Raw genomic sequence first — 21,965 nt, 5'->3', positions numbered from 1 at the left:
CTTTTAATAGTAATGTACATTAACCTCTTTGGCGGCATATAGCAAGAAGATGGTTCAGGGAGAGGGGAAAATAAAGCTATGTATTTACATGGTACTAGTAAAATAAACGACCAAGGCCACCTCGAAATCGGCGGTGTCGATGCAACGAAATTGGTTGCAGAATACGGCACTCCTTTATATGTATTTGACGAAGCACTAGTACGTGGACGCTGCCGTGAATTCGTAGAAGCTTTCAAAGCGTCGGGTCTGAAATTCCAAGTGGCTTATGCCAGCAAAGCATTCTGCGTAATGGCGATGTGCCGAATTGTAGATGAAGAGGGAATGTCACTTGACGTTGTTTCCGATGGTGAGCTTTATACAGCGCTGCAAGCAGGTTTCCCAGCGGACCGAATTCATTTCCATGGCAATAACAAAACAATCGCTGAATTGGAAATGGCAATTGATGCCGAAATCGGCTGTTTTGTCGTAGATAACTTTATCGAACTTCAAATGTTGAATGCGATTGCTGAAGAGAAACGCCAAAAGGTGAAGATCTTACTGCGTATTACGCCAGGCGTTGAGGCACATACGCATGAATATATTTCTACAGGCCAGACGGATTCCAAATTCGGTTTCGACATGGGCAATGGCTCGGCATTCCGGGCGGTTCAAGAAGCTTCGCAATTAAGCAACGTAGAGCTATTGGGCGTTCATTCCCATATTGGCTCCCAAATTTTTGAAGTAGAAGGCTTCCGCATGGCAGCTGAGAAAGTGGCTGGCTTCGCGGTTCAAGTTCGTAAAGAAATCGGCGTGACGTTCAAGGTCATTAACCTTGGCGGCGGTTTCGGAATTCGTTATGTGAGCGAAGATAGCCCGCTTCCGGTTGCTGTTTATGTTAAAGCTATAACAGACGCGATTAAAGAGAACTTCGGCAGCAATGATTTTCCAATGCCTGAAATTTGGGTTGAACCAGGCCGCAGCATCGTTGGTGACGCGGGAACAACGCTGTACACTGTAGGTACAACAAAGGATATTCCTGGGGTGCGTAAATATGTAGCTGTAGATGGCGGCATGACGGATAACCCACGTCCTGCTTTGTATGAGGCTGTGTATGAGGCGATGTTGGCTAACCGTGCTACAGAGCAACCGACAGAGGTTGTATCTATTGCAGGGAAATGCTGTGAGAGCGGCGATATGCTGATCTGGGATCTGAACCTGCCAAAAGTTAGTTCAGGAGACGTTCTCGCTGTATCTTGTACAGGTGCATACAATTATGCCATGGCAAGCAATTATAACCGTATCCGCCGTCCTGGCGTTGTCTTCGTGAAAGATGGTCAAAGTGATCTCGTCGTAAAACGCGAAACGTTCGATAACATCGTTGGTAATGACCTCATTCCTGCAAGAATGAAACAAATGAGCGAGACGGTTTAGGTTGTTTTAAATAAAAAGAAGGAAACCTCAAGCTTATACGGGGTTTCCTTCTTTGTGTTTTTTCCATCTCGAGATGGACTGCTCGTCCACTTTAAGCAGCGCAGGAAGCACATTTTCGCAGTCAAACAGGATATGGTCGGGGTAAAATGGTGTTAGAAATATAGCGCAGTTTGTGAAATGGAAGTTTTCATAGTAGAATAAGATATTATTTCCTAAAGGAGTGGACCACAAATGGCCAAACAAGCAAAAATTAAACTAGCAGGTGGCGGCGAAGTTGTCATCGATCTTTTCGAAAACGATGCACCGAATACCGTTGCTAACTTTGAAAAATTAGCAAACTCCGGTTTCTACAACGGACTTGTTTTTCATCGTGTTATTCCAGGATTCGTAGCACAAGGTGGTTGTCCTACAGGAACAGGAACTGGTGGCCCTGGTTACCAAATCAACTGTGAAATCAACCCGAACAAACATGAGCGCGGCTCTTTGGCTATGGCTCATGCAGGCAGAAATACAGGTGGAAGCCAGTTCTATATTGCTTACCAACCGCAACCGCATTTGGATGGACAACATACCGTATTTGGTAAAGTATCCAAAGGCATGGAATTAGTCGATGCTTTCAAAGGTAAAGATTTGATGGAGAAAGTTGAAGTTGTAGAAGTATAATTTGCCTTAATCGAAAAGAAGCCCGTTGATTAATTTCAATGGGTTCTTCCTTAATTTAATTCCGAGTTAATTCATAGAAAAAGTGAGAAATTAATGTGAAAAGGAAAAAAGCACTTGCTTTTTGTAAGTGTGAGTGATAAATTTTTCATTACCAAAGTAATTTTTAGCTAGTTCTTAGTTGTAAGTTACTTTTATATGTATGCAAACCTTCGGGGCGTGGTGAAATTCCACACCGGCGGTGATTCGATAGCATGTACCCGTTACATGATTTCGATAAGTCCGTGACCCGTTTTGAAGCTAGCGGTACCTGTACACAGCTTCGCTACGGTTGATCCGGTGAAATTCCGGAACCGACAGTATAGTCTGGATGGGAGAAGGAAAACGCGAACATTTGATTCGCTATGCATGCTTGTACATTTTTTCACGTAAACAAAAATTCGGCAGGTCTGTCTTTTGAAGCAGATACGTCGTTGTTGTTTGATTTGATCAAAAATGCAGCAAGTATGGATGGATGAAGCTTCTTCGTGTTATCTAGAAAATCTCTGGCCCCTATCCGATACACGGAGGGGCCTTTTTGCATTCAAAATTTGGAATGGACCTGAAAGGCGGTGAACTTCGTGCATGTACTGAATGACGAAGCTTACATGAGACTAGCTCTGCAAATGGCTGAAAGTGCTCTTGGTCAGACGGGAATTAATCCTGTGGTAGGGTGTGTTCTTGTTAAAAATGGGCGCATTGTTGGCATGGGAGCGCACTTAAAGCGCGGACATGGCCATGCCGAGGTTCTCGCCTTGCAAATGGCAGGCGAGGAAGCAAAGGGAAGCACGGCTTATGTGACATTAGAGCCATGCAGTCACTTTGGCAAAACGCCACCCTGCAGCGACCGACTCATTGAGGCCGGTGTGTCACGGGTTGTCGTCGCTGGAACTGATCCGAACCCGCAGGTTGGTGGGACAGGCATCGCTAAACTGCGTGAGCATGGTCTCGACGTAACCGTTGGGCTGCTTGCAGAGGAGGCCGCGGCAATGAACGAGGCCTTCAACAAATACATCGTCACCCGCATGCCTTATGTGACGATGAAGACTGCGAGCACGCTCGACGGCCGCATTGCCTCGAAGACCGGCGACAGCAAATGGATCACGTCGCCAGCGTCTCGTGCCTTCGTTCATACCCTGCGCCATCGGCACCAGGGTATCATGGTCGGCGCCAGCACCATTATCGCCGACGACCCGCTGCTGAGCGCGCGCGGCGACGTACCGGCTGTCCAGCCGGTACGGATCGTCGCGGACTCGCTCCTGCGAGTCCCGCTGGGCGCCCGGGTGCTCACGGAGCAGGATCGTCAGCCGACGATCCTGCTCGCGAGCTCGCAGGCGCCCGCAGAGCGTCGTGCCGCGCTGGAAGCGCGCGGCATCACGATCCTCACCTGCGGGGACGGCCCGCAGGTGGACCTGACGCTCGCCATGCGGAAGCTCGGCGAGCGCGAGATCGGCTCCATCCTCCTAGAGGGTGGAGGGAAGCTCAACGGCGCTATGCTGGAGCAGCGCCTGATCGACAAGCTGGTGCTGATGTTTGCGCCGAAAATCATCGGCGGAGGCTCTGCAGCACCTGTAAACATCAACTTCGATGGAATCGCGAAGATGGATGATGCGATTACGCTCGACCGACTCAAGGTCGAGCAGTTCGGACCGGATATTTGCATAACCGGCTATCCGAATTATAAGAGCTAACGAATGGAGGACTTGCATGTTTACCGGAATTATCGAAGAAATCGGCCACATGCGCCGCATTCATAGTCAAGGGCAAGCCATGGTGTTGACCATTGCTGCCAAGAAAGTGCTTGAAGATGTCCACCTGGGTGACAGTATATCTGTAAATGGCGTCTGTTTGACAGTCATTTCCTTTGATAACGACTCATTTTCAGTGGATGTTATGCCAGAAACATACCGTAAGACGAATCTTCGCAAACTACAAACAGGCACCCGCGTGAATTTGGAGCGAGCGATGGCAGCGAATGGCCGATTCGGGGGGCACATTGTTCAAGGGCATGTGGATGCAACCGCAACGATCCTTTCACGAATACCCGAGGAAAATGCGGTCGTTTACCGGTTCGAACCGGAGAATAAGCACATTTTCCGATATATCATTACTGGGGGTTCCATCACAATTGACGGCATAAGCCTTACCGTTGTTGATGTTAATGATCGTGAAGTGGCGGTTTCCATCATTCCGCATACCCTTGCTCAAACGGTCCTACATGATAAAAAGGCTGGGGATACGGTCAACATAGAATGTGACGTGCTAGGCAAATATATGGAGCGTCTACTAAAGTTCGGTCCATCTGAAACTTCGGATGGAAGCGGGAAAAACCAAAGTACGCTTACTGCGAGCTTTCTTGCCGATAACGGCTTTATGTAGAAACAACGAAGTCAGCTTTGCTAAAGCAAAACTCAGGCTTATGCTTACGAAGATAGTTTTGCTAAAGCAAAACTCTTAGGAGAGGTGAATATGACAAAAATAATCTTCAACACCATAGAAGAAGCGCTAAACGATCTCAAACTCGGTAAAGTCATTATTGCTGTGGACGATGAAGATCGTGAGAATGAGGGCGATTTTATCGCACTTGCCGATAAAACAACGCCAGAGGTCATTAATTTCATGATCAAAGAAGGACGTGGACTTGTTTGTGCACCAATAACGGAAGAACGTGCACAAGAACTTGAACTGCCTCCCATGGTCGCACGGAATACGGATTATCACGGAACAGCGTTTACTGTTTCTGTTGATCATATGGATACTAGCACAGGGATATCTGCGCATGAGCGATCTAGAACGATTATGGGCTTGATTGATCCGACAGCAAAACCTCAGGATTTCCGAAGACCAGGTCACATTTTCCCTTTAATTGCCAAAAAGGGCGGCGTGCTCCGCAGAACTGGGCATACAGAAGCGGCAGTTGATTTGGCTATCATGTGTGAATCTTATCCAGCAGCGGTCATTTGTGAAGTCATCAAGGAAGACGGGACGATGGCGCGTGTACCGGATCTAATGGAAATTGCAGCGAAACATGATCTGTGTATTATCACGATACAGGACTTAATCCAATATCGAAATCAGCAGGAGAAATTGGTTCAACGTGAGGTTGAAATTAAGCTTCCAACCGATTTCGGTATATTCAAGGCTATTGCTTATACGAACCTGCTTGATAACAAAGAGCACGTGGCCCTTGTCAAAGGGACAATTGACTCTTCGAAACCAACGTTGGTACGCGTGCATTCCGAGTGCTTGACTGGGGATGTCTTCCATTCTCATCGCTGCGACTGCGGTCCACAATTGGATGCTGCATTAAAACAGATTGATGAAGAAGGCAATGGTGTATTATTATATATGCGACAGGAAGGTCGGGGAATCGGTTTAATCAACAAATTGAAGGCTTATGCCTTGCAAGAGCAGGGATTAGACACCGTAGAAGCGAATATTAAGCTAGGCTTTGCTCCAGATCTTCGGGATTATGGGATTGGGGCGCAAATTTTGAAAGATCTTGGCATCACGAAGCTTCGACTATTAACGAATAATCCACGCAAAATTAAAGGTTTGGAAGGTTACGGCCTAGAAGTGGTTGAGCGGGTTCCGATTCAAATGGATAGTAAGGCTGATAATCTCAATTATTTACAAACGAAGAAAAACAAGCTAGGCCATATGCTGAGTTTCCATGACTCTGGCAGCGGCATATAAATTAATCTAATCCAAATAACTTGTTCAAATAAGAAAGGGAGAATCTCACTATGGCTAACATTTTTGAAGGGCATTTAATTTCGCAAAACTTGAAATATGGTATCGTTGTAGGTCGTTTTAATGAATTTATTACATCCAAATTGTTGGGTGGCGCACAGGACGCTCTGAAACGTCATGGCGTAAGTGAAGATGAAGTAGATATCGCTTGGGTACCAGGCGCATTTGAACTTCCGCTAATTGCTCAAAAAATGGCTGAAAGCGGAAAGTACGATGCTGTTATTACACTAGGTGCGGTAATTCGAGGATCAACTCCGCATTTTGATTATGTGTGCAGCGAAGTAGCGAAGGGTGTAGCTGCTATTAATCTGAAAACAGGCGTTCCTACAATTTTCGGTGTTTTAACAACAGATTCCATTGAGCAAGCGGTAGAACGTGCGGGTACCAAAGCTGGAAATAAAGGCTGGGAAGCTGCTGTAACAGCGATTGAAATGGCGAATTTGACGAAGCAATTCACTTCGTAATGCTTTCTTATTATCATCTGGAAACACTGCTGCCTAGGTTGCTCGCTTTTCTGATCGCAATGACGCTGCACGACGCAGCTCATGCGGGGGCGGCTTGGCTGCTCGGAGATCGTACAGCCCGAGAAAGCAAACGGTTATCGCTAAACCCCTTGGCACATTTAGATGCCTTGGGGCTAGCTATGATCATCTTCGGACCCTATGGCTGGTCGAAGAAATTACCAGTAGATGAATCACGTTTTAAGAAAAGACCCAGGCTATCCCACACACTTGTTTATTTAGCGGGTCCTTTTACGAATTTGCTGCTCGTTTTGTTCTTCTGGTGGCTCTATTTCTTTCTTCCGGCTATGGTAGGAGGAGGGACTGAGTCCATAACCGTTGAACAGTGGCGAGTCTATTTGCAGTACTGCGTCATCGTCAATTTAATGATTTGTCTTATACATATGCTGCCTCTTTATCCGCTCGACGGATGGTATGTTTTGAAAGGACTTGTTACTTCCCAGAAGCAAGGATGGTTTACACGTAATCAACGCTATGCACTTATTCTAGTTATTGTTTTACTGATTACACCGGTTGGACAATGGGCGCTCGGACATATTTATCCGTTTGCCGCGCAGTTTGTTATGAATCTATTTTCAATATGACAAGGGGGAGAACAAAATGAAAGTAACCTATAAGTTAGAAGCATTTGAAGGCCCCCTTGATCTATTGCTTCATCTTATCGATAAAAATGAACTTGACATTTATAATATTCCGATCAAAGAAATTACAGACCAGTACTTGGGTTATGTTCAAGCAATGCATGAATTGGAGCTGGATATTACGAGTGAATTTCTTGTGATGGCAGCAACACTTCTCTCTATCAAGAGCAAAATGCTATTACCTAAGCCGCCTGTTATTGAATTTGATGAATATTTTGATGATATGGACGACTCTCTAGATCCTCGCGCAGAGCTTGTTGCGAAGCTGATTGAATACCGGAAGTATAAATCGATTGCCGATATGCTTAGGGATAAAGAAGTAGAACGCAGTCTGGTGTATACACGTGAACCTGAGGATTTAACGCCATACCTGCCTGATATCCAGGAGAATCCTGTTGAGGGGCTTGATGTCGCTGACCTCTTATTTGCCTTTCAACGGACTTTACGGAAGCTGGCTAACCGCAATGTCGTTACAAGAATTCGAAGAGATGAAATATCCGTCAAAGACCGCATTAGAGAGGTTGTCGACTTACTAAAAGTTAAAGGTGGCAAGCTGCTTTTCTCGAAGCTATTCGATTACGAAATGACACGTGAAGAAATCGTTGTGACTTTCTTAGCGATACTCGAATTAATGAAAATGAAAAAAGTTATTTGTTATCAGTACAAGCTATTTGAAGACATCGTCATCCAAGCGAAAGAGGAGGTTTCTGACATTGACACTCAATTTTCCACAGATGAAATCAATTATTGAAGGACTGCTCTTTGCCTCTGGCGACGAAGGCTTGGATGCCAAGCAATTAGCTGAAGTCATGGAGCTTGATCTTTATTTGATTCGTGATCTGCTCAAAGATATGAGAACGGAGTTCAAACGAAAGGGGCGTGGCGTTCAGATTGTGGAAGTAGCTGGGGCCTATCAGTTAACAACCTTAGCTGAGCATGCGCCCTATTTTGAACGACTAGCTTATTCACCTTCACGATCATCCCTATCACAAGCCGCGTTAGAGACTTTATCCATCGTTGCTTATAAACAACCAATTACAAGAGTCGAAATTGAGGAGATCCGCGGCGTGAAATGTGATCGGGCCTTAGCAACCTTAACCGGCAAAGACTTGATAACGGAAGTCGGACGCGCCGACGCGGTTGGTAGACCGATATTGTACGGAACCTCCAAGCAATTTCTAGAATATTTCGGGCTTAGTTCGATTACGGAGCTCCCGGATTCGGCAAGCTTCCAAGGGAATTTTGATCTGGAAGAAGAGACGCGTCTATTATTTGACCGATTAGGCGGAGATCAGAAGCAGATTACTCTTGAAGATGTAAGTGATGAAACTGAATGAGTACCCGCCCACATGCATTTCATTTCCTTTTTAGGGTCATACTAACTCCACCTACGAGAAGACTTTTTCTTGCAGGTGGAGTTTTTTGCTAAACGGAGAGACTTTGAGCTACGCTCAAAGATCCCAATGCGGAGAGACTTTGAGCTATGCTCAAAGATCCCAATGCGGAGAGACTTTGAGCTATGCTCAAAGATCCCTATATTAGGAGGGATTCTAAGTTGTTGTGGCTGGGGATTGTTATTCTTTTTATCATTTTTGTGATCATCGTTTTATTATTCAGTTTCATTCATGGCGAATTCAACTTCTCCAGAGTGAAAGACAACGATACGTTATCAGTGGAAATGCGAGCGTTATTCGGGCTTATACGATATCGTTATGTCATTCCAATCATACAATTCAAAGGCCTTACCAAGGGGATTTTGATTAAATCGGAAATCATAACCAAATCCAGTTCCAAACTTAAAGATGAAAGCAAGGGTCAAATCACGAAAGAAAAAATACTCTACGCTTACAATCAAGCAAAGGAAGCAATTGTATATACATTAAATCTTTATGATTGGATGAAGCAAACATTAGCGAAAGTCGAGTGTACCGATTTGAAATGGATAACTCGCATAGGCGTAGGTGATGCACCTGAAACAGCGATAACAACAGGGGCTATTTGGGGAATCAAGTCCTCACTGCTTGGCTTTTCCATTCGCTATGTGAACTTAACGGCGAAACCGCACATCGATGTTATTCCGCAATATAATGAGAAGCAATTTTCTACCGATTTTCGTTTTGCAGGACGGATCCGCGTATGGTTTGTAGTATTTGCAGGAGTACGTTTGATTAGTAGAGCGGCTAAAGTAAAGGGTGGTATTCGTACATGGATTCAAATAGCTCTGAAGACAAGGGCAAGAGTTAAAACGGCTTCTTGAAGTGTACATAACGATATTCCACTCAGGGCACTCTACAAATGAACCATTTTTGCTTTTTGACGTTTGTGCTTCCGATGCCAGTTTATCTGGCTAAAAACTCTAAGGAGGATTACGATCATGTCCGAACACCCGATTCAAGGCCTCATGAAAGTCGCCATGGAAAATATTAAAGAAATGGTCGACGTTAACACGATTGTTGGTGATCCTGTTGAAACACCGGATGGTAGTGTTATTATGCCGATATCCAAAGTAGGTTTTGGTTTTGCCGCAGGCGGCAGCGAATTCGTGACAGATTCCGAAATTGAAATTGAAGGCGGCTCTGCAGGTAAAAGCGATGCGCTGAATGCAAAGGTTGCTCTTCCTTTCGGTGGTGGTAGCGGCGGCGGGGTATCCATTACACCTATTGCTTTCCTCGTCGTAGGCAAGAATGGCGTGAAGGTTGTTCCACTGGACAACCAAACACATATTCTAGAACGTCTCATTGACTCCGCTCCGCAAGTGGTGGACAAAATCCAAAGCATGATCAAAGGCTTAGGAGCTAAGACACCTGCCAGTACTGTCGGCGCGAACGGAACAAATGTAACCAATATCGAGAATCAAAATTTCATTGTGTAGTAGATTGGCCTTCGTCTGAGCTGTCCTTTGTGGGCAGCTTTTTTCATGTCGTAACCCCTTATAACAGATAACGGATGTAGATATAAACATGGGCTAATGCCAGAGACACAAGGGTTATAGGTGCACCCACCTTCATAAATTCCAAATAACTAGCCTTTACCTTCTTTGGCGTCGAGTCCGGCAACGATAACATTAGGCGAAGCGCCAATAATTGTACCATTTCCTCCTAAACAAGCCCCTAAAGCAAGCGACCACCATATGATATTGCTAAGCTCCGAATCAACGGCAAGTCCAGGCCCCCCCTCAGCCATGTCTTTAATTAAGGGGATCATTGTAGCAACGAATGGTATATTATCAATGGTTGCTGATGCAAGACCAGCCCCAGAGAATCAACAATGAAGCGATGGTCATGTCTCTTTCCGTCACATCCAGAGCTTTCATGGCTAGAGCTCTAATCAATCCTACCTTTTCGATATCGTGTTCCTTGAGACCGAAAAGCATGAGCAAAGTTATAATGAGCGTATAAAATTACTATAAAAAAAGTAAGGCAACCCAAGTTAGCATGTTTCCTCCTCGCAGTAAGCTTTAGCTTGACCGACATTTTTGGTGAAAAATAGTTCATTTACCAGAAGAACCAAAAAAACGCAAAAAGAAGCCTGCAGTGGCAGGCTCCTCCGGTGATCTCCATATGAAAGTATTTCTCATTATATGGACTGATTTCTGTTTTGTAAATAAGAAGACTTGGACATATCCCCATTCCATAAGCATATACTTGTACAAAGTTTTGTCTAGTCAAAAAGGTACAAGTTCTTTTGTTTAGGGGGAAAACGATGAAGATAAGAGTCAGGTTGATCCTAGTATGGAGTGCAATCATTAGTTTACTGTGGGCACCATTTGGACAAGTGGAGGCAGCACCGCCTGGCATCCATACGAATGCTGTGGGTGCTTCCCTTATTGATGTGGAGTCAGGCCGTATCCTTTATAGTGAAAAAGGGGACACGCCTATGCGAATAGCCAGCTTGACCAAAATTATGACCGCTATTATTGCGATTGAAGAAGGTAAATTGACGGATAAAGTCAAGGTTAGTAAAAATGCGTTTGGCAAAGAAGGTTCTTCCATTTATCTGAAGCTTGGCGAAGAAATGCGTCTACACGACATGCTGTATGGTCTGATGATGCGCTCCGGAAATGATGCAGCAACCGCGATCGCCGAGCATATAGGAGGAAGTGTAGAAGGCTTCGTCTATTTGATGAATGAGAAGGCGAAGATGCTCGGTATGGAGCATTCGCATTTCACGAATCCCTCGGGCCTCGATGAGGGAGAAGGTCATCGCTCCAGTCCGAACGATATGGCTAAGCTGACGGCTTATGCGCTCAAAAATTCCGTATTTCAAGACATTGTTTCCACGAAAATCAAGAAAGTGCCGAACCCGAATGAAGCTTGGGATTATTCATGGCTTAACAAGAATAAGATGCTGTCTCTCTTTGAAGGTGCTGACGGTGTGAAAACGGGGTATACGAAGCTTGCCAAGCGCTGCTTGGTCTCATCAGCCACCAGAGACGGCCAGCATCTCGCGGTTGTTACGCTCAATGATCCGGATGATTGGGGGGATCATGCTCGGTTGCTTCAATATGGTTTTAAATATTATCCGTTACAAACAATTGTCAAGAAGGGGGATGCCGTGGAGGGCACTCCTTGGGTCGTGGGGAGGACGTTCTCCTATCCATTAGCTGAAGGTGAAGCTGCGCAACTGACTCGGAAAGTAACACTAGTCGATCCTGCATCTATGGAATACCGGTTAGCAGAACGAGGGACGCTGCAGTTTTCACTCAACCAGAAGTCAATTCAAACAGTACCTATCTATGATTCAACAAGTCCGTTACTGCAAACCACCAGTCAATCCACATTCTCCTTTAAAGAAGGTAATGCGTATCAGGAAACATGGCTTTCACACTACGGATACATCTGCAGATTGCTAGTACAGAGCCTGTTTACAGTCTCGGAATCACAATGGGCGGATTAAAATAAACTTATGCTTACGATGCCAGTTTTGCTAAAGCAAAACTCTTAGGAGGCCATTCGAATATGGTGAATTGGATTTGGCTGTTTTTTATTGTCGCTGGGTTCGGCGTGGCGGCATTTAATGGGAATGTGGAAACTGTCACACAAGCAGCTTTCGACGGTGCTAAGAGCGGAGTAACAGTCTGCTTTGGATTAATTAGTGTGCTGGTCTTTTGGATGGGAATGATGCGGATAGCTGAAGACGCTGGTATTCTTAGCAAACTTGCGAGATTATTGCAGCCGGCAGTTCGTTTCTTATTCCCTAGTGTTCCTAAGAATCATCCAGCCATCGGCTACATCATGTCCAACATGAGTGCCAATATCCTTGGTCTTGGGAACGCGGCTACACCAATGGGAATTAAGGCGATGCAAGAGCTGCAGAAGTTGAATCCCGATAAAGACACTGCTAGCACCGCTATGTGTACCCTTTTAGCCCTTAACACATCAAGCATTACACTTATTCCGACGACGTTAATCGCCATTCGTATGAATTACAATTCTTTAAATCCTGCGGAAATCGTTGGCACAACGCTAATTGCCACTGTCATTTCGACGGCCGCGGCTATTTTTGTGGATCGATGGTATCGAAGGTCGCGCTCACCCATCCCTCCTTTGAAAGGATGATTACGAATGTATGCCTTCGTTTCGCTGATTTCTGCATGGGCTATCCCTATCATGATCGTCTTCATTCCTTTATTCGCGGCGTATCGAAAGGTGCCCGTTTACGAATCGTTTGTTGACGGAGCTAAAGAAGGCTTTGATACAGCTATCAAAATCATCCCCCATCTCGTAGGTATGATGGTAGCCATATCTGTCTTCCGTGCCTCCGGTGCGATGGATTTAGTAATCGGCTGGATGCGACCATTCTTTGAAAGTATAGGGGTTCCAACCGAAGTACTGCCATTGGCCATTTTACGTCCGATTACTGGAGCGGGTTCGCTTGCTTTTACCACGGATCTTATCGAGCAGTTTGGCCCAGATTCTATGATTGGCCGCATTGCTTCGACGGTTCAAGGGAGTACGGATACGACTTTATATGTGATTACGGTTTATTTCGGTGCTATCGGCATACGGAAGGCTGGTTATGCGTTAAAAGTTGGGCTTATCTCTGACTTAGTCGGCTTTGTTGCATCCATCATTATCTGCTTTTTGGTATTTGCATAGAATGTCTATTCTATCGTGCCTACATGTCTAAGACGTTATCAAAATGCCTTCGCTCTTGAGATTTACATGGAACTCCGTTATCATTAGCTTGAGGTGAAAGCGGATCATGGAAAGACTGCAAAAAGTATTAGCCGAAGCGGGGATCGCATCCCGTCGGAAATGTGAAGAAATTATCACAGCGGGACGTGTTCAAGTGAACGGTGAAGTCGTCACCACGCTTGGCGTGAAAGTAAACACGGAAGAAGATGAAATTAGAGTTGATGGACGTGCGATTGGTCAACAAAAGAAGATCTATGTGATTTTGAATAAGCCCAAGGGTGTTATTACAAGTGCTACGGACCCAGAGGGACGTAAAGTAGTAACGGACTTCTTACCTGGGATTAGAGAACGCGTTTATCCGGTCGGACGATTGGATTATGATACGGAAGGGTTGCTCCTTCTGACGAACGACGGTGAATTTGCACATTTACTCACGCATCCCAAACATCACGTGCCCAAAACCTATCAAGCCACTGTCAAAGGGGTACCGCACGGAACGTTATTAGACAAGCTAAAAACGGGCATACAGTTAGAGGATGGCATGACGGCCCCGGCCGAGGTTGAATATGCGGATGTGAATATGGATAAGAATGAGTCCATCATTCAAATTACGATCTATGAGGGCAGGAATCGACAAGTTAGACGTATGTTTGAGGCAATCTCCTTTCCAGTGATCAAATTAAAACGAATTAAATTCGGTCCAATCTTTTTAACTGGCCTGCCAAGAGCCAAGTATCGTCACTTGACGCCAAAAGAGGTTGAGGAGCTTAGGAACGAGGCTCTCAAGACACATAACGTTCAAAAAGGCCAATAAGAATTGGCCTTCTTTTCGTTATAATATAAGGTATAAACCTATGTGAAAAAACTAACATTGTCAAAAAGCGAAGGTGATTATACGTGGGTCCAAATAAGAAATGGGTACAGATTGGGATTTTTGCGGTCGTGCTTATTATTGGTGTGTTTACCATTATTACGAATTTGTCAGCTTCTGACAACAAGAAGTACCCCCAGCAAGGAGATAAGGCGACGAATTTCTCCTTAGTCGGATTAGATGGTAAAACGCATGAATTATCGGATTATAAAGGAAAACCGGTTTTGATTAATTTTTGGGGAACCTTTTGTCCGCCGTGCAAAGAAGAAATGCCTGCTCTCCAAAGGCAATATGATAAATGGAGCAAAGAAGGCGTGGTTTTCTTAGAGGTTAACGTTGATAAGAATAAAGTAACGGTTCAAAGCTTCATGGATCAGTATAAGCTGAATATGCCTGTGCTACTGGATGCCAAAGAAGTCGTACGTAAGCAGTATGGCGTCATGGATTATCCGACAACCTACTTTATTGGAGCAGACGGCAAAGTGAGTGTCAAAAAAATCGGTCAGATGACAGAGTCTTTTATCGATGAATCGATCGCTAAGTTGGTTGACAAATCTTAAAATGAACGAATGCTTAAAGTTTTCAGGAGGTCATCATGTTCTACAACACCAAATGCGATTGCGGGCACCAGAATCCCACAGGTACAACGCTTTGTGAATCTTGTGGTAATCCGCTGATTGACACGGAGGGCAGAGATATACTGGAAATGCGATACGATGGTATGGCCCGTCGATCTCAGAAATCGGACCCTTCTTTGCTGGATAAAGTCTGGAATTTCTTTTCCTCGGTTAAAATAGCGGTATGGATCATTATTTGGACGGTCGTCGCATCTGCTGTAGGCACTATTTTTCCACAAGAGAATACGTTCTTAGATATGGATCCTGCCCAGTATTATTCTCAAAACTATGGTACACTGGGAACCATTTATCACTTTCTGGGCTTCTCACACACGTTTAGTTCATGGTGGTTCATCACGCTGCTATTCATGATAGGAACATCTCTAGTCATTTGCAGTTTGGATCGGGTGCTGCCATTATATCGCGCACTATCTAAGCAGCAAATACGAAAGCACTTGAATTTTCTCACGAGACAGAAAGTGACGCTTGTCGCTGAATTGCCTCCGGGAACTGATGAGGAAGCATGGACAAATAAGCTTGGCGATCTTTTGCGTAAAAAAAATTACCGTGTACATACAGATGGAACAGCGCTTCTAGCTGAGAAATACCGTTTTAGCCGCTGGGGTCCCTATATCAATCATATTGGTCTCATTATTTTTCTGATCGGTGTGTTAATGAGAAGCATACCAGGCTGGCATATGGATGAGTACATGGGTATTCTGGAAGGGGAAACCAAGGCAATTCCTCATACTTCCTATTTCATCAAAAATGAAAAGTTCACCTTGGAGCTGTATGACGAGAAAGATGTGCCAGAAAGTATTAAGGCTAAGGGACAAATTGTCCCGAAAACCTATGAAACTCAGGCAGTTTTGTATCATTGTTCTGCGAATTGTGATGATTCATCCAAAGAACCTGTACTTACAGAAGTTCATAAAGATAACATCATCGTGAATCATCCACTTGATTACAAAGGCCTTCAAGCTTATCAATTCGATTATAAATCTACACCAATGCTCATCTCCGTAAAGCCTACACTTAGCAATCCTACAACAGGTGAGTCTTATGGAAGCTTTGATTTGCCGATGAATAATCCTAAGGATGAATATCAAGTAGGTCCTTACAAGCTGACGCTGAAAGGGTATTTCCCTGAGTTTGGTCTTGAAAAGGGACAGCCCATCAGCAAGTCGAATGAGCCCAAGGCACCTGCATTTATATTTAGCATCACAGGTCCCGATCTAGCCGCTAACGGTGTACCTTACCTGTACTTCCCAAGACAAATTGATAAAGAAACCTTCTCGCAAGATACAATTAACGGCCCAATAAGCCAAAAGCTGAAGCTTGCTGTCGGGTCCATGGAAGGTGTTCAATTTGCCAATTATACAACCTATCTGAACATTCGCGTAGACAAGGCTATGCCGTATATCTGGGTAGGATCTGCGATATTCATGATTGGTGTGATTATGGGCTTCTATTGGCAGCATCGCCGCATCTGGATTCGAATTGATAGCGGGAAGCTAACTTTAGGCGGTCATACGAATAAGAACTGGTTTGGACTCCGTAATGAAGTGGCAGCAGCACTCAAGAAGAACAATATGGAAGTTTCAGCGAAATCATTAGATATTGGAGGGGACCAGGGGTGAATGTTAACTCACTGAGCAGCACCTTTTTACTTATAGCTTTTTTCGTTTACCTTGCTGCATTTTTATTGTTTGTCCTCTCGATAACCGGAAGGAAATGGAGCAATAGGGACCCTGAACAACATACGAAGCGATGGGGCTTTGTTGCTTTCCTTGCTTCACTAGTTGGATTTGCGTGTCACGTGACTTTCTTTTTTACCAGATGGGCGGAAGGTAATCATATCCCAACATCGAATATGTACGAATTCATGACCTTTCTAGGTATGATGATCATGTTTGCCTTCTTGATTGTGTATCTCATTTATCGCACACCTGTCCTTGGTGTATTCGCATTGCCCATTGGCTTTATCATCATTGCGTATGCTTCTGTTTTCCCTAGTGAAATACAACCCTTAATTCCTGCGTTGCAAAGTTACTGGCTCAAGATTCATGTAACAACCGCAGCTGCAGGAGAAGCTTTCTTCGGAGTCGGCTTTGCCGGCGGACTGATGTATCTGCTGCGTGCTGTCGATTACAAAGGAACATCCAAAGTGGATAAGCGTGAACAAAGAGGCGTGGAGCTTACACTTTTTTTCATCCTGATGTTAATCGCCTTCATTGCTTCGATCTTTACATTTAATGGTTCTGGCTATAAAGCCGTTTTCTCCAAAGAAGTCATCGTGACCAATACACAAGGTCAACAAGAAACGAGCATTCATAACGAAACTTATGTATTACCTCCAATTGTTAAGCCATATGATACACAGGTTGTGGAGATGAAGCCATTCTTGGGTATGTCAGAGCCTTTATTCACAGCTCCCTCCTGGATGGAAGGTGCAAGCGCAGGTCGTAAGTTGAATACGGTCATTTGGTCGATACTTGGAGGTCTTCTGCTCTATGGACTCGCACGTGTAGTTGCGCGTAAGCCATTAGGAGCAGCGATTGGACCCATCGTCAAAGGAATGGACCCAGAAGATCTGGATGAAATCAGCTATCGTGCCATTGCGATCGGCTATCCGATTTTCACCTTAGGCGCATTGATTTTTGCGATGATATGGGCTCAAGAAGCATGGGGCCGTTTCTGGGGTTGGGATCCCAAAGAAGTTTGGGCTTTAATTACTTGGTTATTTTATGCGGTGTTTTTACATCTTCGTCTCTCCAAGGGCTGGCAAGGTAAGAAATCAGCTTGGTTGACTGTTATTGGATTTATTGTTGTTATGTTTACGTTAGTTGGTGTGAACCTTGTCATTGCAGGTCTTCACTCCTATGCAGGTGTATAAATCATTCGAACATTATTAGATAAGGATGTGAAGCTCCATGGAAATGAAAGCTAGCATACTCGTTGTTGATGATGAGGAACGTATTCGTCGACTACTTAGAATGTATTTGGAAAAAGAGGGCTATATCATTGAAGAAGCAGAAGACGGTGAGACAGCGCTGCGGATGGCAACAGAAACGGACTATGATTTAGTGCTGCTAGATGTGATGCTGCCAGGAATTGATGGGATTGAAGTTTGCGCACGGCTTCGTCAAGTGAAGTCCACGCCTGTTATTATGCTGACAGCCAAAGGCGAAGAGACGAACCGAGTTAGCGGCTTTGAAGTTGGTGCAGATGACTATGTCGTCAAACCTTTTTCACCGCGCGAAGTCATCTACCGGGTTAAAGCGATTCTACGTCGTTCCTCTGCAACAGCCTACTTGTCCAAGGATGCGAGTTCGAGCAACAATATTGTCTTTCCTAACCTAATCATCGAACATGATGCGCATCGGGTAACTGCTGGAGGACAGGAAGTAGCTTTGACTCCGAAAGAGTATGAGCTGCTGCACTATTTGGCCGTATCTCCGGATAAAGTGTTCTCTCGTGAGGAACTGCTTAAGGATGTTTGGAATTATGAATTTTTTGGAGATCTACGTACCGTAGATACCCATGTAAAAAGACTTCGTGAAAAATTAAACAAAGTATCCCCGGATGCGGCGGCAATGATCACGACCGTATGGGGAGTAGGCTATAAGCTAGAGGTGCCCAAATAACGTGTTTATTTTCAGAAGTGTCGTAGGTAAGCTCTGGTTAACAATTATTGGCCTAGTTGGGGTTGTACTGCTCATACTGGGTCTTTTTCTTGTCAATTACATGGAAAATTATTTCGCTCAAGCGAATGATCAGACGAAAAATATGAAGAATATGGCCGTCAAATTCTCGGCAGAAGCTTCGCATCACATGTATGATGAGCAGTTTTATCAATTGAGCAATGAACTGCTAAGCTTCCAAGATGCTAAAATGCTGGTGATCTCCACCGATATGAAGGAAATGGTTATTCCTTCGACACAGGGGAGTGAATTAGCCAGTTTCCATGTAACCGATTTTTTCACGGAAGCGGAGCTCCGACAAGTATTCGTAGGTCAGACAAAAGACAAACATGTCAATAAGTCCGGTACAGGGCGGATTAAAACAGGGACTGAGTACCTCGTTGTTGCCGTACCGTTAAGAAATCTTCAAGGCACCATCGTTGGTGCAACGCTGCTGTATCAATCTCTGCAGTCGTTAGAAGCAACTCAGGCCTACATGTTGAGATTGTTTATCTATGTGTCCATAGTTGGCTTTCTTATGACTACTTTCTTCGCATTTTTCTTGTTCTCTCGAATTACTAGACCGCTTCAGCAATTGAAGAAAGCAGCTGATTTCATCACCATGGGGGAATATGGTACCCGTGTTCCTATTCAATCCAAGGATGAAATTGGCGAGCTGGCCAAAACGTTTAATCACATGGGGGAGAAGATGCAGGAAAGCATCCGAGCCCTCAGTCAGGAAAAAGAGCATTTATCCAGTATTTTACGAAGTATGACTGATGCGGTCATCACGCTCGATGCAAATGGATCTGTCATGCTGACCAATCCGCAAGGTGAGAAGATTGTGCAAGAGTGGAGCAAAATTGAGTGGTCAGAGGATGATGAGGAGACGAGACGTTTCCGCAAACCGGATACGGCGCTCGGAGATTGGGGATTAATGAGCTATAGCAATCCCTACTCGAGTCCGATCCCTGTGCCGCTGATTCCGCTATTTGAAGCGGTCGTGGATGAATCGTCGGAAGCAGCTACGAAGCTTCACGTGCAAAATGGCGTGTGGTCCGTCGCAATGACACCGTTATACACGAGCGATCAAGTACGCGGCGCCGTAGCCGTACTCCGTGATGTCACGGAGGAGGAGCGCCTCGATAAGCTGCGCAAGGATTTTGTGGCGAACGTGTCGCACGAGCTGCGCACGCCGATCTCGATGCTGCAGGGCTACAGCGAAGCCCTGCTGGATGATATCCCCTCCACGCCGGAAGAGCGCGTGGAGCTGGTTCAGGTCATCCACGACGAGTCGCTCCGTATGGGGCGCCTCGTCCGTGACCTGCTCGATCTGGCGCGGATGGAAGCCGGCCATCTCGAACTGGTCTTCAGGGAGGTCGAATTCGACTCCCTGGTCAGACGCATGCACCGCAAATTCGCGGTGATGGCCAAAGAGCGCGGCATCACGCTGAGCGCTACGCTGCCTGAGGAGCCCCTCATCCTTGGACGGGGGGATGAGGACCGGCTTGAGCAGGTGTTAACGAACCTGCTTGACAATGCTTTTCGGCATACGGCCTCTGGGGCATGTATTGCCATTAAGGCAGAGACCGCCGTCTACAAGGATCGGCCGGCGATCCGCATTGAGGTCTCCGACGAGGGGCAGGGGATTCCAGCCGACGACCTGCCGTTCATATTTGAACGCTTCTACAAGGCCGATAAAGCCCGAACACGCGGTTCTTCGGGGGGGACAGGGCTTGGACTTGCCATCGTGAAAAATATCGTAGACGCACATCACGGCAGTGTGACTGTACAAAGTGCTTTGGGACAGGGAACAACCTTTACTTTACTTTTGCCTTGTGAGCTTAAATAAGTGTAAAATAACGAAATTCGACATAAGAAGAGGCGTTTGCTGAGAAAACTCACAGCAAACGCCTTTAATTTTGTAGAATATTCAGACAAAATCTTGTTGTTCGTGAAACACTTTGTTACCTAATCGCTAAAAGTTATACCGTAAGGGCACGAACATTCACGATTTCGGCTTGTGTTGTAAGGTCAGCCAGTACTTCAGCAGGAGCGGATTTATCAATGGTTAGGACCATGATCGCTGAGCCGCCAATGACTTTACGGCCTACTTGCATCGTTGCAATGTTCACATTATTGCTTCCTAGAAGCGTACCAACACGTCCGATAATACCTGGTTTGTCGTTATGAGAAATCAACAACAGGTTACCTTCAGCAGCGAAATCAACTGGATATTGATCGATACGAACGATACGTTCTCCGTAGCCAGCCAGTAAAGTACCAGCAAGTGTTTTCTCTTCTTGCTTCGTTTTTACAGTAACGGTAACTAGATTTGTAAAGCTGCTGGATGTGTTTGACGTTTGAACAACGATATTCACATCACGTGATTTAGCCAAGTGCATGGCATTCACAATATTAATGGATTCTAGTTGGTTCTCAAACACACCTTTTACGATGTAACGTGTTAATGGACTTGTATCTACATCAATCAAATCCCCCGCATAGTTTACGACGATTTCATAAACAGCGCCTTGTGCGATTTGACCAAGAATGGAGCCGATTTTTTCACCGAGTCCAAAGTATGGTTGAAGTTTGTTCAATACATTGGCTGGTACAGGCGGTAAGTTAACGGCATTTTTGAACGGTTCATTACGCAGGATATGAAGAACTTCTTCAGAAACGTCAATCGCTACGTTTTCTTGAGCTTCAATAGTAGATGCGCCAAGATGAGGGGTTACAATGACTTTAGGGTTGTTCAAGAAAGGGTGATCCTTTTGAGGTGGCTCTACTTCGAATACGTCGAAAGCCGCTCCGGCTACAATTCCTTGATCAATTGCTTCAACCATTGCCATTTCATCAATAATACCGCCGCGTGCGCAGTTGATAAGGCGCATACCTTTTTTCATAATTTCGAATTGCGGTTTGGAGATCAGGTGGCGCGTTTCTGGCGTAAGTGGTGTATGAACCGTGATAAAATCTGCTTTTGCAACAATTTCATTGACAGTACCAAGCTTAACGCCAATTTTCTCAGCGCGTTCTTCCGTCAAGAAAGGGTCATACCCGATAACTTCCATGCCGAACACCTTAGCCCGTTTGGCTACTTCGCTTCCGATACGACCCATCCCGAGAATACCGAGCGTTTTGTTACGAAGCTCAACACCGATAAATTTCCGATCCCATTCACCGCCAACTGTTTTCTTGTATGCTTGCGGGATCATACGTGCTGTTGACATCATCATGGCAAATGTAAGCTCACAAGTTGCAATTGTATTTCCGTCCGGTGCGTTGATGACGATAATACCGCGTTTAGTTGCTGCTTCCAAATCAATATTATCTACACCAACACCAGCGCGGCCAATAACCTTAAGCTTCGTTGCGGCATTCATGATTTTCTCTGTAACTTTGGTTTGGCTGCGAACTAGAAGCGCGTCATAATCGCCAATGATGGAAATGAGCTCATCCTCGGATAAACCAGATTGCTTAACCACTTCAACATCGGCTGCATCGTAAAGCATTTGAATTCCCATGTCACTAATTGGATCGGATACTAGAACTTTGTACATCATTCGAACCCTCCTTAGAATATGAACATAAAAAAAACTCCCAACCCTCAGGTACAGACACGTATGT

Annotated in this window: 21 protein-coding genes, 1 pseudogene and 1 riboswitch; of the genes and pseudogenes, 20 read left to right on the top strand and 2 right to left on the bottom strand. The window is 45.1% G+C overall.

All coding sequences use genetic code 11. The features are described from left to right. The first annotated feature begins 78 nt into the window (after nt 1–78). The 11 genes from lysA (at nt 79) to ytfJ (ending at nt 9,896) form a co-directional block, all read left to right on the top strand. Nucleotides 79–1,410 carry a diaminopimelate decarboxylase gene (gene lysA / locus QFZ78_RS09565; RefSeq protein ID WP_307547005.1) on the top strand — a complete coding sequence of 444 codons (1,332 nt, stop codon included), beginning with the start codon at nt 79–81 and terminating at the stop codon, nt 1,408–1,410. Nucleotides 1,411–1,641: 231 nt separating this feature from the next. Continuing rightward, nucleotides 1,642–2,073: a peptidylprolyl isomerase gene (locus QFZ78_RS09560; protein ID WP_047674065.1), complete on the top strand. Its 432-nt coding sequence runs from the start codon at nt 1,642–1,644 to the stop codon at nt 2,071–2,073. A 201-nt stretch (nt 2,074–2,274) separates the two neighbouring features. Then, nucleotides 2,275–2,456: riboswitch (FMN riboswitch) on the top strand. Nucleotides 2,457–2,690: 234 nt separating this feature from the next. Beyond that, on the top strand, nt 2,691–3,800 hold the full coding sequence (gene ribD / locus QFZ78_RS09555) for a bifunctional diaminohydroxyphosphoribosylaminopyrimidine deaminase/5-amino-6-(5-phosphoribosylamino)uracil reductase RibD (RefSeq protein ID WP_307547003.1): 1,110 nt from the start codon (nt 2,691–2,693) through the stop codon (nt 3,798–3,800). Nucleotides 3,801–3,816: 16 nt separating this feature from the next. After that, the gene (gene ribE / locus QFZ78_RS09550; RefSeq protein ID WP_307547001.1) at nt 3,817–4,488 is read left to right on the top strand and encodes a riboflavin synthase; all 672 of its coding nucleotides are present in this window, start codon (nt 3,817–3,819) and stop codon (nt 4,486–4,488) included. Nucleotides 4,489–4,578: 90 nt separating this feature from the next. Further along, complete coding sequence (locus tag QFZ78_RS09545; protein ID WP_307546999.1) at nt 4,579–5,805, top strand: bifunctional 3,4-dihydroxy-2-butanone-4-phosphate synthase/GTP cyclohydrolase II; 1,227 nt, start codon at nt 4,579–4,581, stop codon at nt 5,803–5,805. Between the two features lie 50 nt (nt 5,806–5,855). After that, nucleotides 5,856–6,326, top strand: a complete 471-nt coding sequence (gene ribH, locus QFZ78_RS09540) for a 6,7-dimethyl-8-ribityllumazine synthase (RefSeq protein WP_307546997.1) — start codon at nt 5,856–5,858, stop codon at nt 6,324–6,326. Further along, nucleotides 6,326–6,967: a site-2 protease family protein gene (locus tag QFZ78_RS09535; protein WP_307546996.1), complete on the top strand. Its 642-nt coding sequence runs from the start codon at nt 6,326–6,328 to the stop codon at nt 6,965–6,967. Before ribH ends, QFZ78_RS09535 begins: the two co-directional genes overlap by 1 nt. 16 nt (nt 6,968–6,983) lie before the next feature. Next, nucleotides 6,984–7,775 carry a segregation and condensation protein A gene (locus tag QFZ78_RS09530; protein ID WP_307546994.1) on the top strand — a complete coding sequence of 264 codons (792 nt, stop codon included), beginning with the start codon at nt 6,984–6,986 and terminating at the stop codon, nt 7,773–7,775. Then, nucleotides 7,759–8,361, top strand: a complete 603-nt coding sequence (scpB, locus tag QFZ78_RS09525) for an SMC-Scp complex subunit ScpB (protein ID WP_307555582.1) — start codon at nt 7,759–7,761, stop codon at nt 8,359–8,361. Before QFZ78_RS09530 ends, scpB begins: the two co-directional genes overlap by 17 nt. 218 nt (nt 8,362–8,579) lie before the next feature. After that, a complete protein-coding gene (locus QFZ78_RS09520; RefSeq protein WP_307546992.1) occupies nt 8,580–9,281 on the top strand; it encodes a DUF2953 domain-containing protein in 702 nt (233 codons plus the stop codon). Between the two features lie 117 nt (nt 9,282–9,398). Then, the gene (ytfJ, locus tag QFZ78_RS09515) at nt 9,399–9,896 is read left to right on the top strand and encodes a GerW family sporulation protein (protein WP_307546990.1); all 498 of its coding nucleotides are present in this window, start codon (nt 9,399–9,401) and stop codon (nt 9,894–9,896) included. A 58-nt stretch (nt 9,897–9,954) separates the two neighbouring features. On the opposite strand, the pseudogene QFZ78_RS09510 reads toward ytfJ, so the two are convergent. Continuing rightward, a pseudogene (locus QFZ78_RS09510) lies at nt 9,955–10,406 on the bottom strand (SLC13 family permease); the annotation flags it as partial. 320 nt (nt 10,407–10,726) lie between these two features. Between QFZ78_RS09510 and QFZ78_RS09505 the strand changes: the two are divergent. The 9 genes from QFZ78_RS09505 (at nt 10,727) to QFZ78_RS09465 (ending at nt 20,184) form a co-directional block, all read left to right on the top strand. After that, on the top strand, nt 10,727–11,920 hold the full coding sequence (locus QFZ78_RS09505; RefSeq protein ID WP_307546988.1) for a D-alanyl-D-alanine carboxypeptidase family protein: 1,194 nt from the start codon (nt 10,727–10,729) through the stop codon (nt 11,918–11,920). A 62-nt stretch (nt 11,921–11,982) separates the two neighbouring features. Next, nucleotides 11,983–12,582, top strand: a complete 600-nt coding sequence (locus QFZ78_RS09500) for a nucleoside recognition domain-containing protein (protein ID WP_307546986.1) — start codon at nt 11,983–11,985, stop codon at nt 12,580–12,582. Between the two features lie 6 nt (nt 12,583–12,588). Then, on the top strand, nt 12,589–13,122 hold the full coding sequence (locus tag QFZ78_RS09495; protein WP_307546984.1) for a spore maturation protein: 534 nt from the start codon (nt 12,589–12,591) through the stop codon (nt 13,120–13,122). A 106-nt stretch (nt 13,123–13,228) separates the two neighbouring features. After that, entirely contained in the window at nt 13,229–13,975 is a 747-nt protein-coding gene (locus QFZ78_RS09490; RefSeq protein ID WP_307546982.1) for a pseudouridine synthase, read from the top strand. Nucleotides 13,976–14,058: 83 nt separating this feature from the next. Further along, nucleotides 14,059–14,592 (top strand): redoxin domain-containing protein, encoded by a 534-nt coding sequence (locus QFZ78_RS09485; protein WP_307546980.1) that lies wholly within the window; start codon nt 14,059–14,061, stop codon nt 14,590–14,592. 35 nt (nt 14,593–14,627) lie between these two features. Next, on the top strand, nt 14,628–16,289 hold the full coding sequence (resB, locus tag QFZ78_RS09480; RefSeq protein ID WP_307546978.1) for a cytochrome c biogenesis protein ResB: 1,662 nt from the start codon (nt 14,628–14,630) through the stop codon (nt 16,287–16,289). After that, on the top strand, nt 16,286–17,545 hold the full coding sequence (gene ccsA, locus QFZ78_RS09475; RefSeq protein WP_307546977.1) for a cytochrome c biogenesis protein CcsA: 1,260 nt from the start codon (nt 16,286–16,288) through the stop codon (nt 17,543–17,545). Before resB ends, ccsA begins: the two co-directional genes overlap by 4 nt. A 37-nt stretch (nt 17,546–17,582) precedes the next feature. Further along, nucleotides 17,583–18,296 (top strand): response regulator transcription factor, encoded by a 714-nt coding sequence (locus tag QFZ78_RS09470; RefSeq protein WP_029192975.1) that lies wholly within the window; start codon nt 17,583–17,585, stop codon nt 18,294–18,296. 1 nt (nt 18,297) lies between these two features. Continuing rightward, nucleotides 18,298–20,184, top strand: coding sequence for an ATP-binding protein (locus QFZ78_RS09465; protein WP_307546976.1), 1,887 nt, complete (start codon nt 18,298–18,300; stop codon nt 20,182–20,184). A gap of 133 nt (nt 20,185–20,317) precedes the next feature. Here the strand turns inward: QFZ78_RS09465 and serA are convergent, their stop codons facing one another. Further along, nucleotides 20,318–21,898, bottom strand: a complete 1,581-nt coding sequence (serA, locus tag QFZ78_RS09460; protein ID WP_307555580.1) for a phosphoglycerate dehydrogenase — start codon at nt 21,896–21,898, stop codon at nt 20,318–20,320. Nucleotides 21,899–21,965: the final 67 nt, after the last annotated feature.

Source organism: Paenibacillus sp. V4I5, from assembly GCF_030817255.1.
Taxonomy (GTDB): Bacteria; Bacillota; Bacilli; order Paenibacillales; family NBRC-103111; genus Paenibacillus_E.
This window is presented reverse-complemented; position numbering and strand designations above follow the sequence as displayed.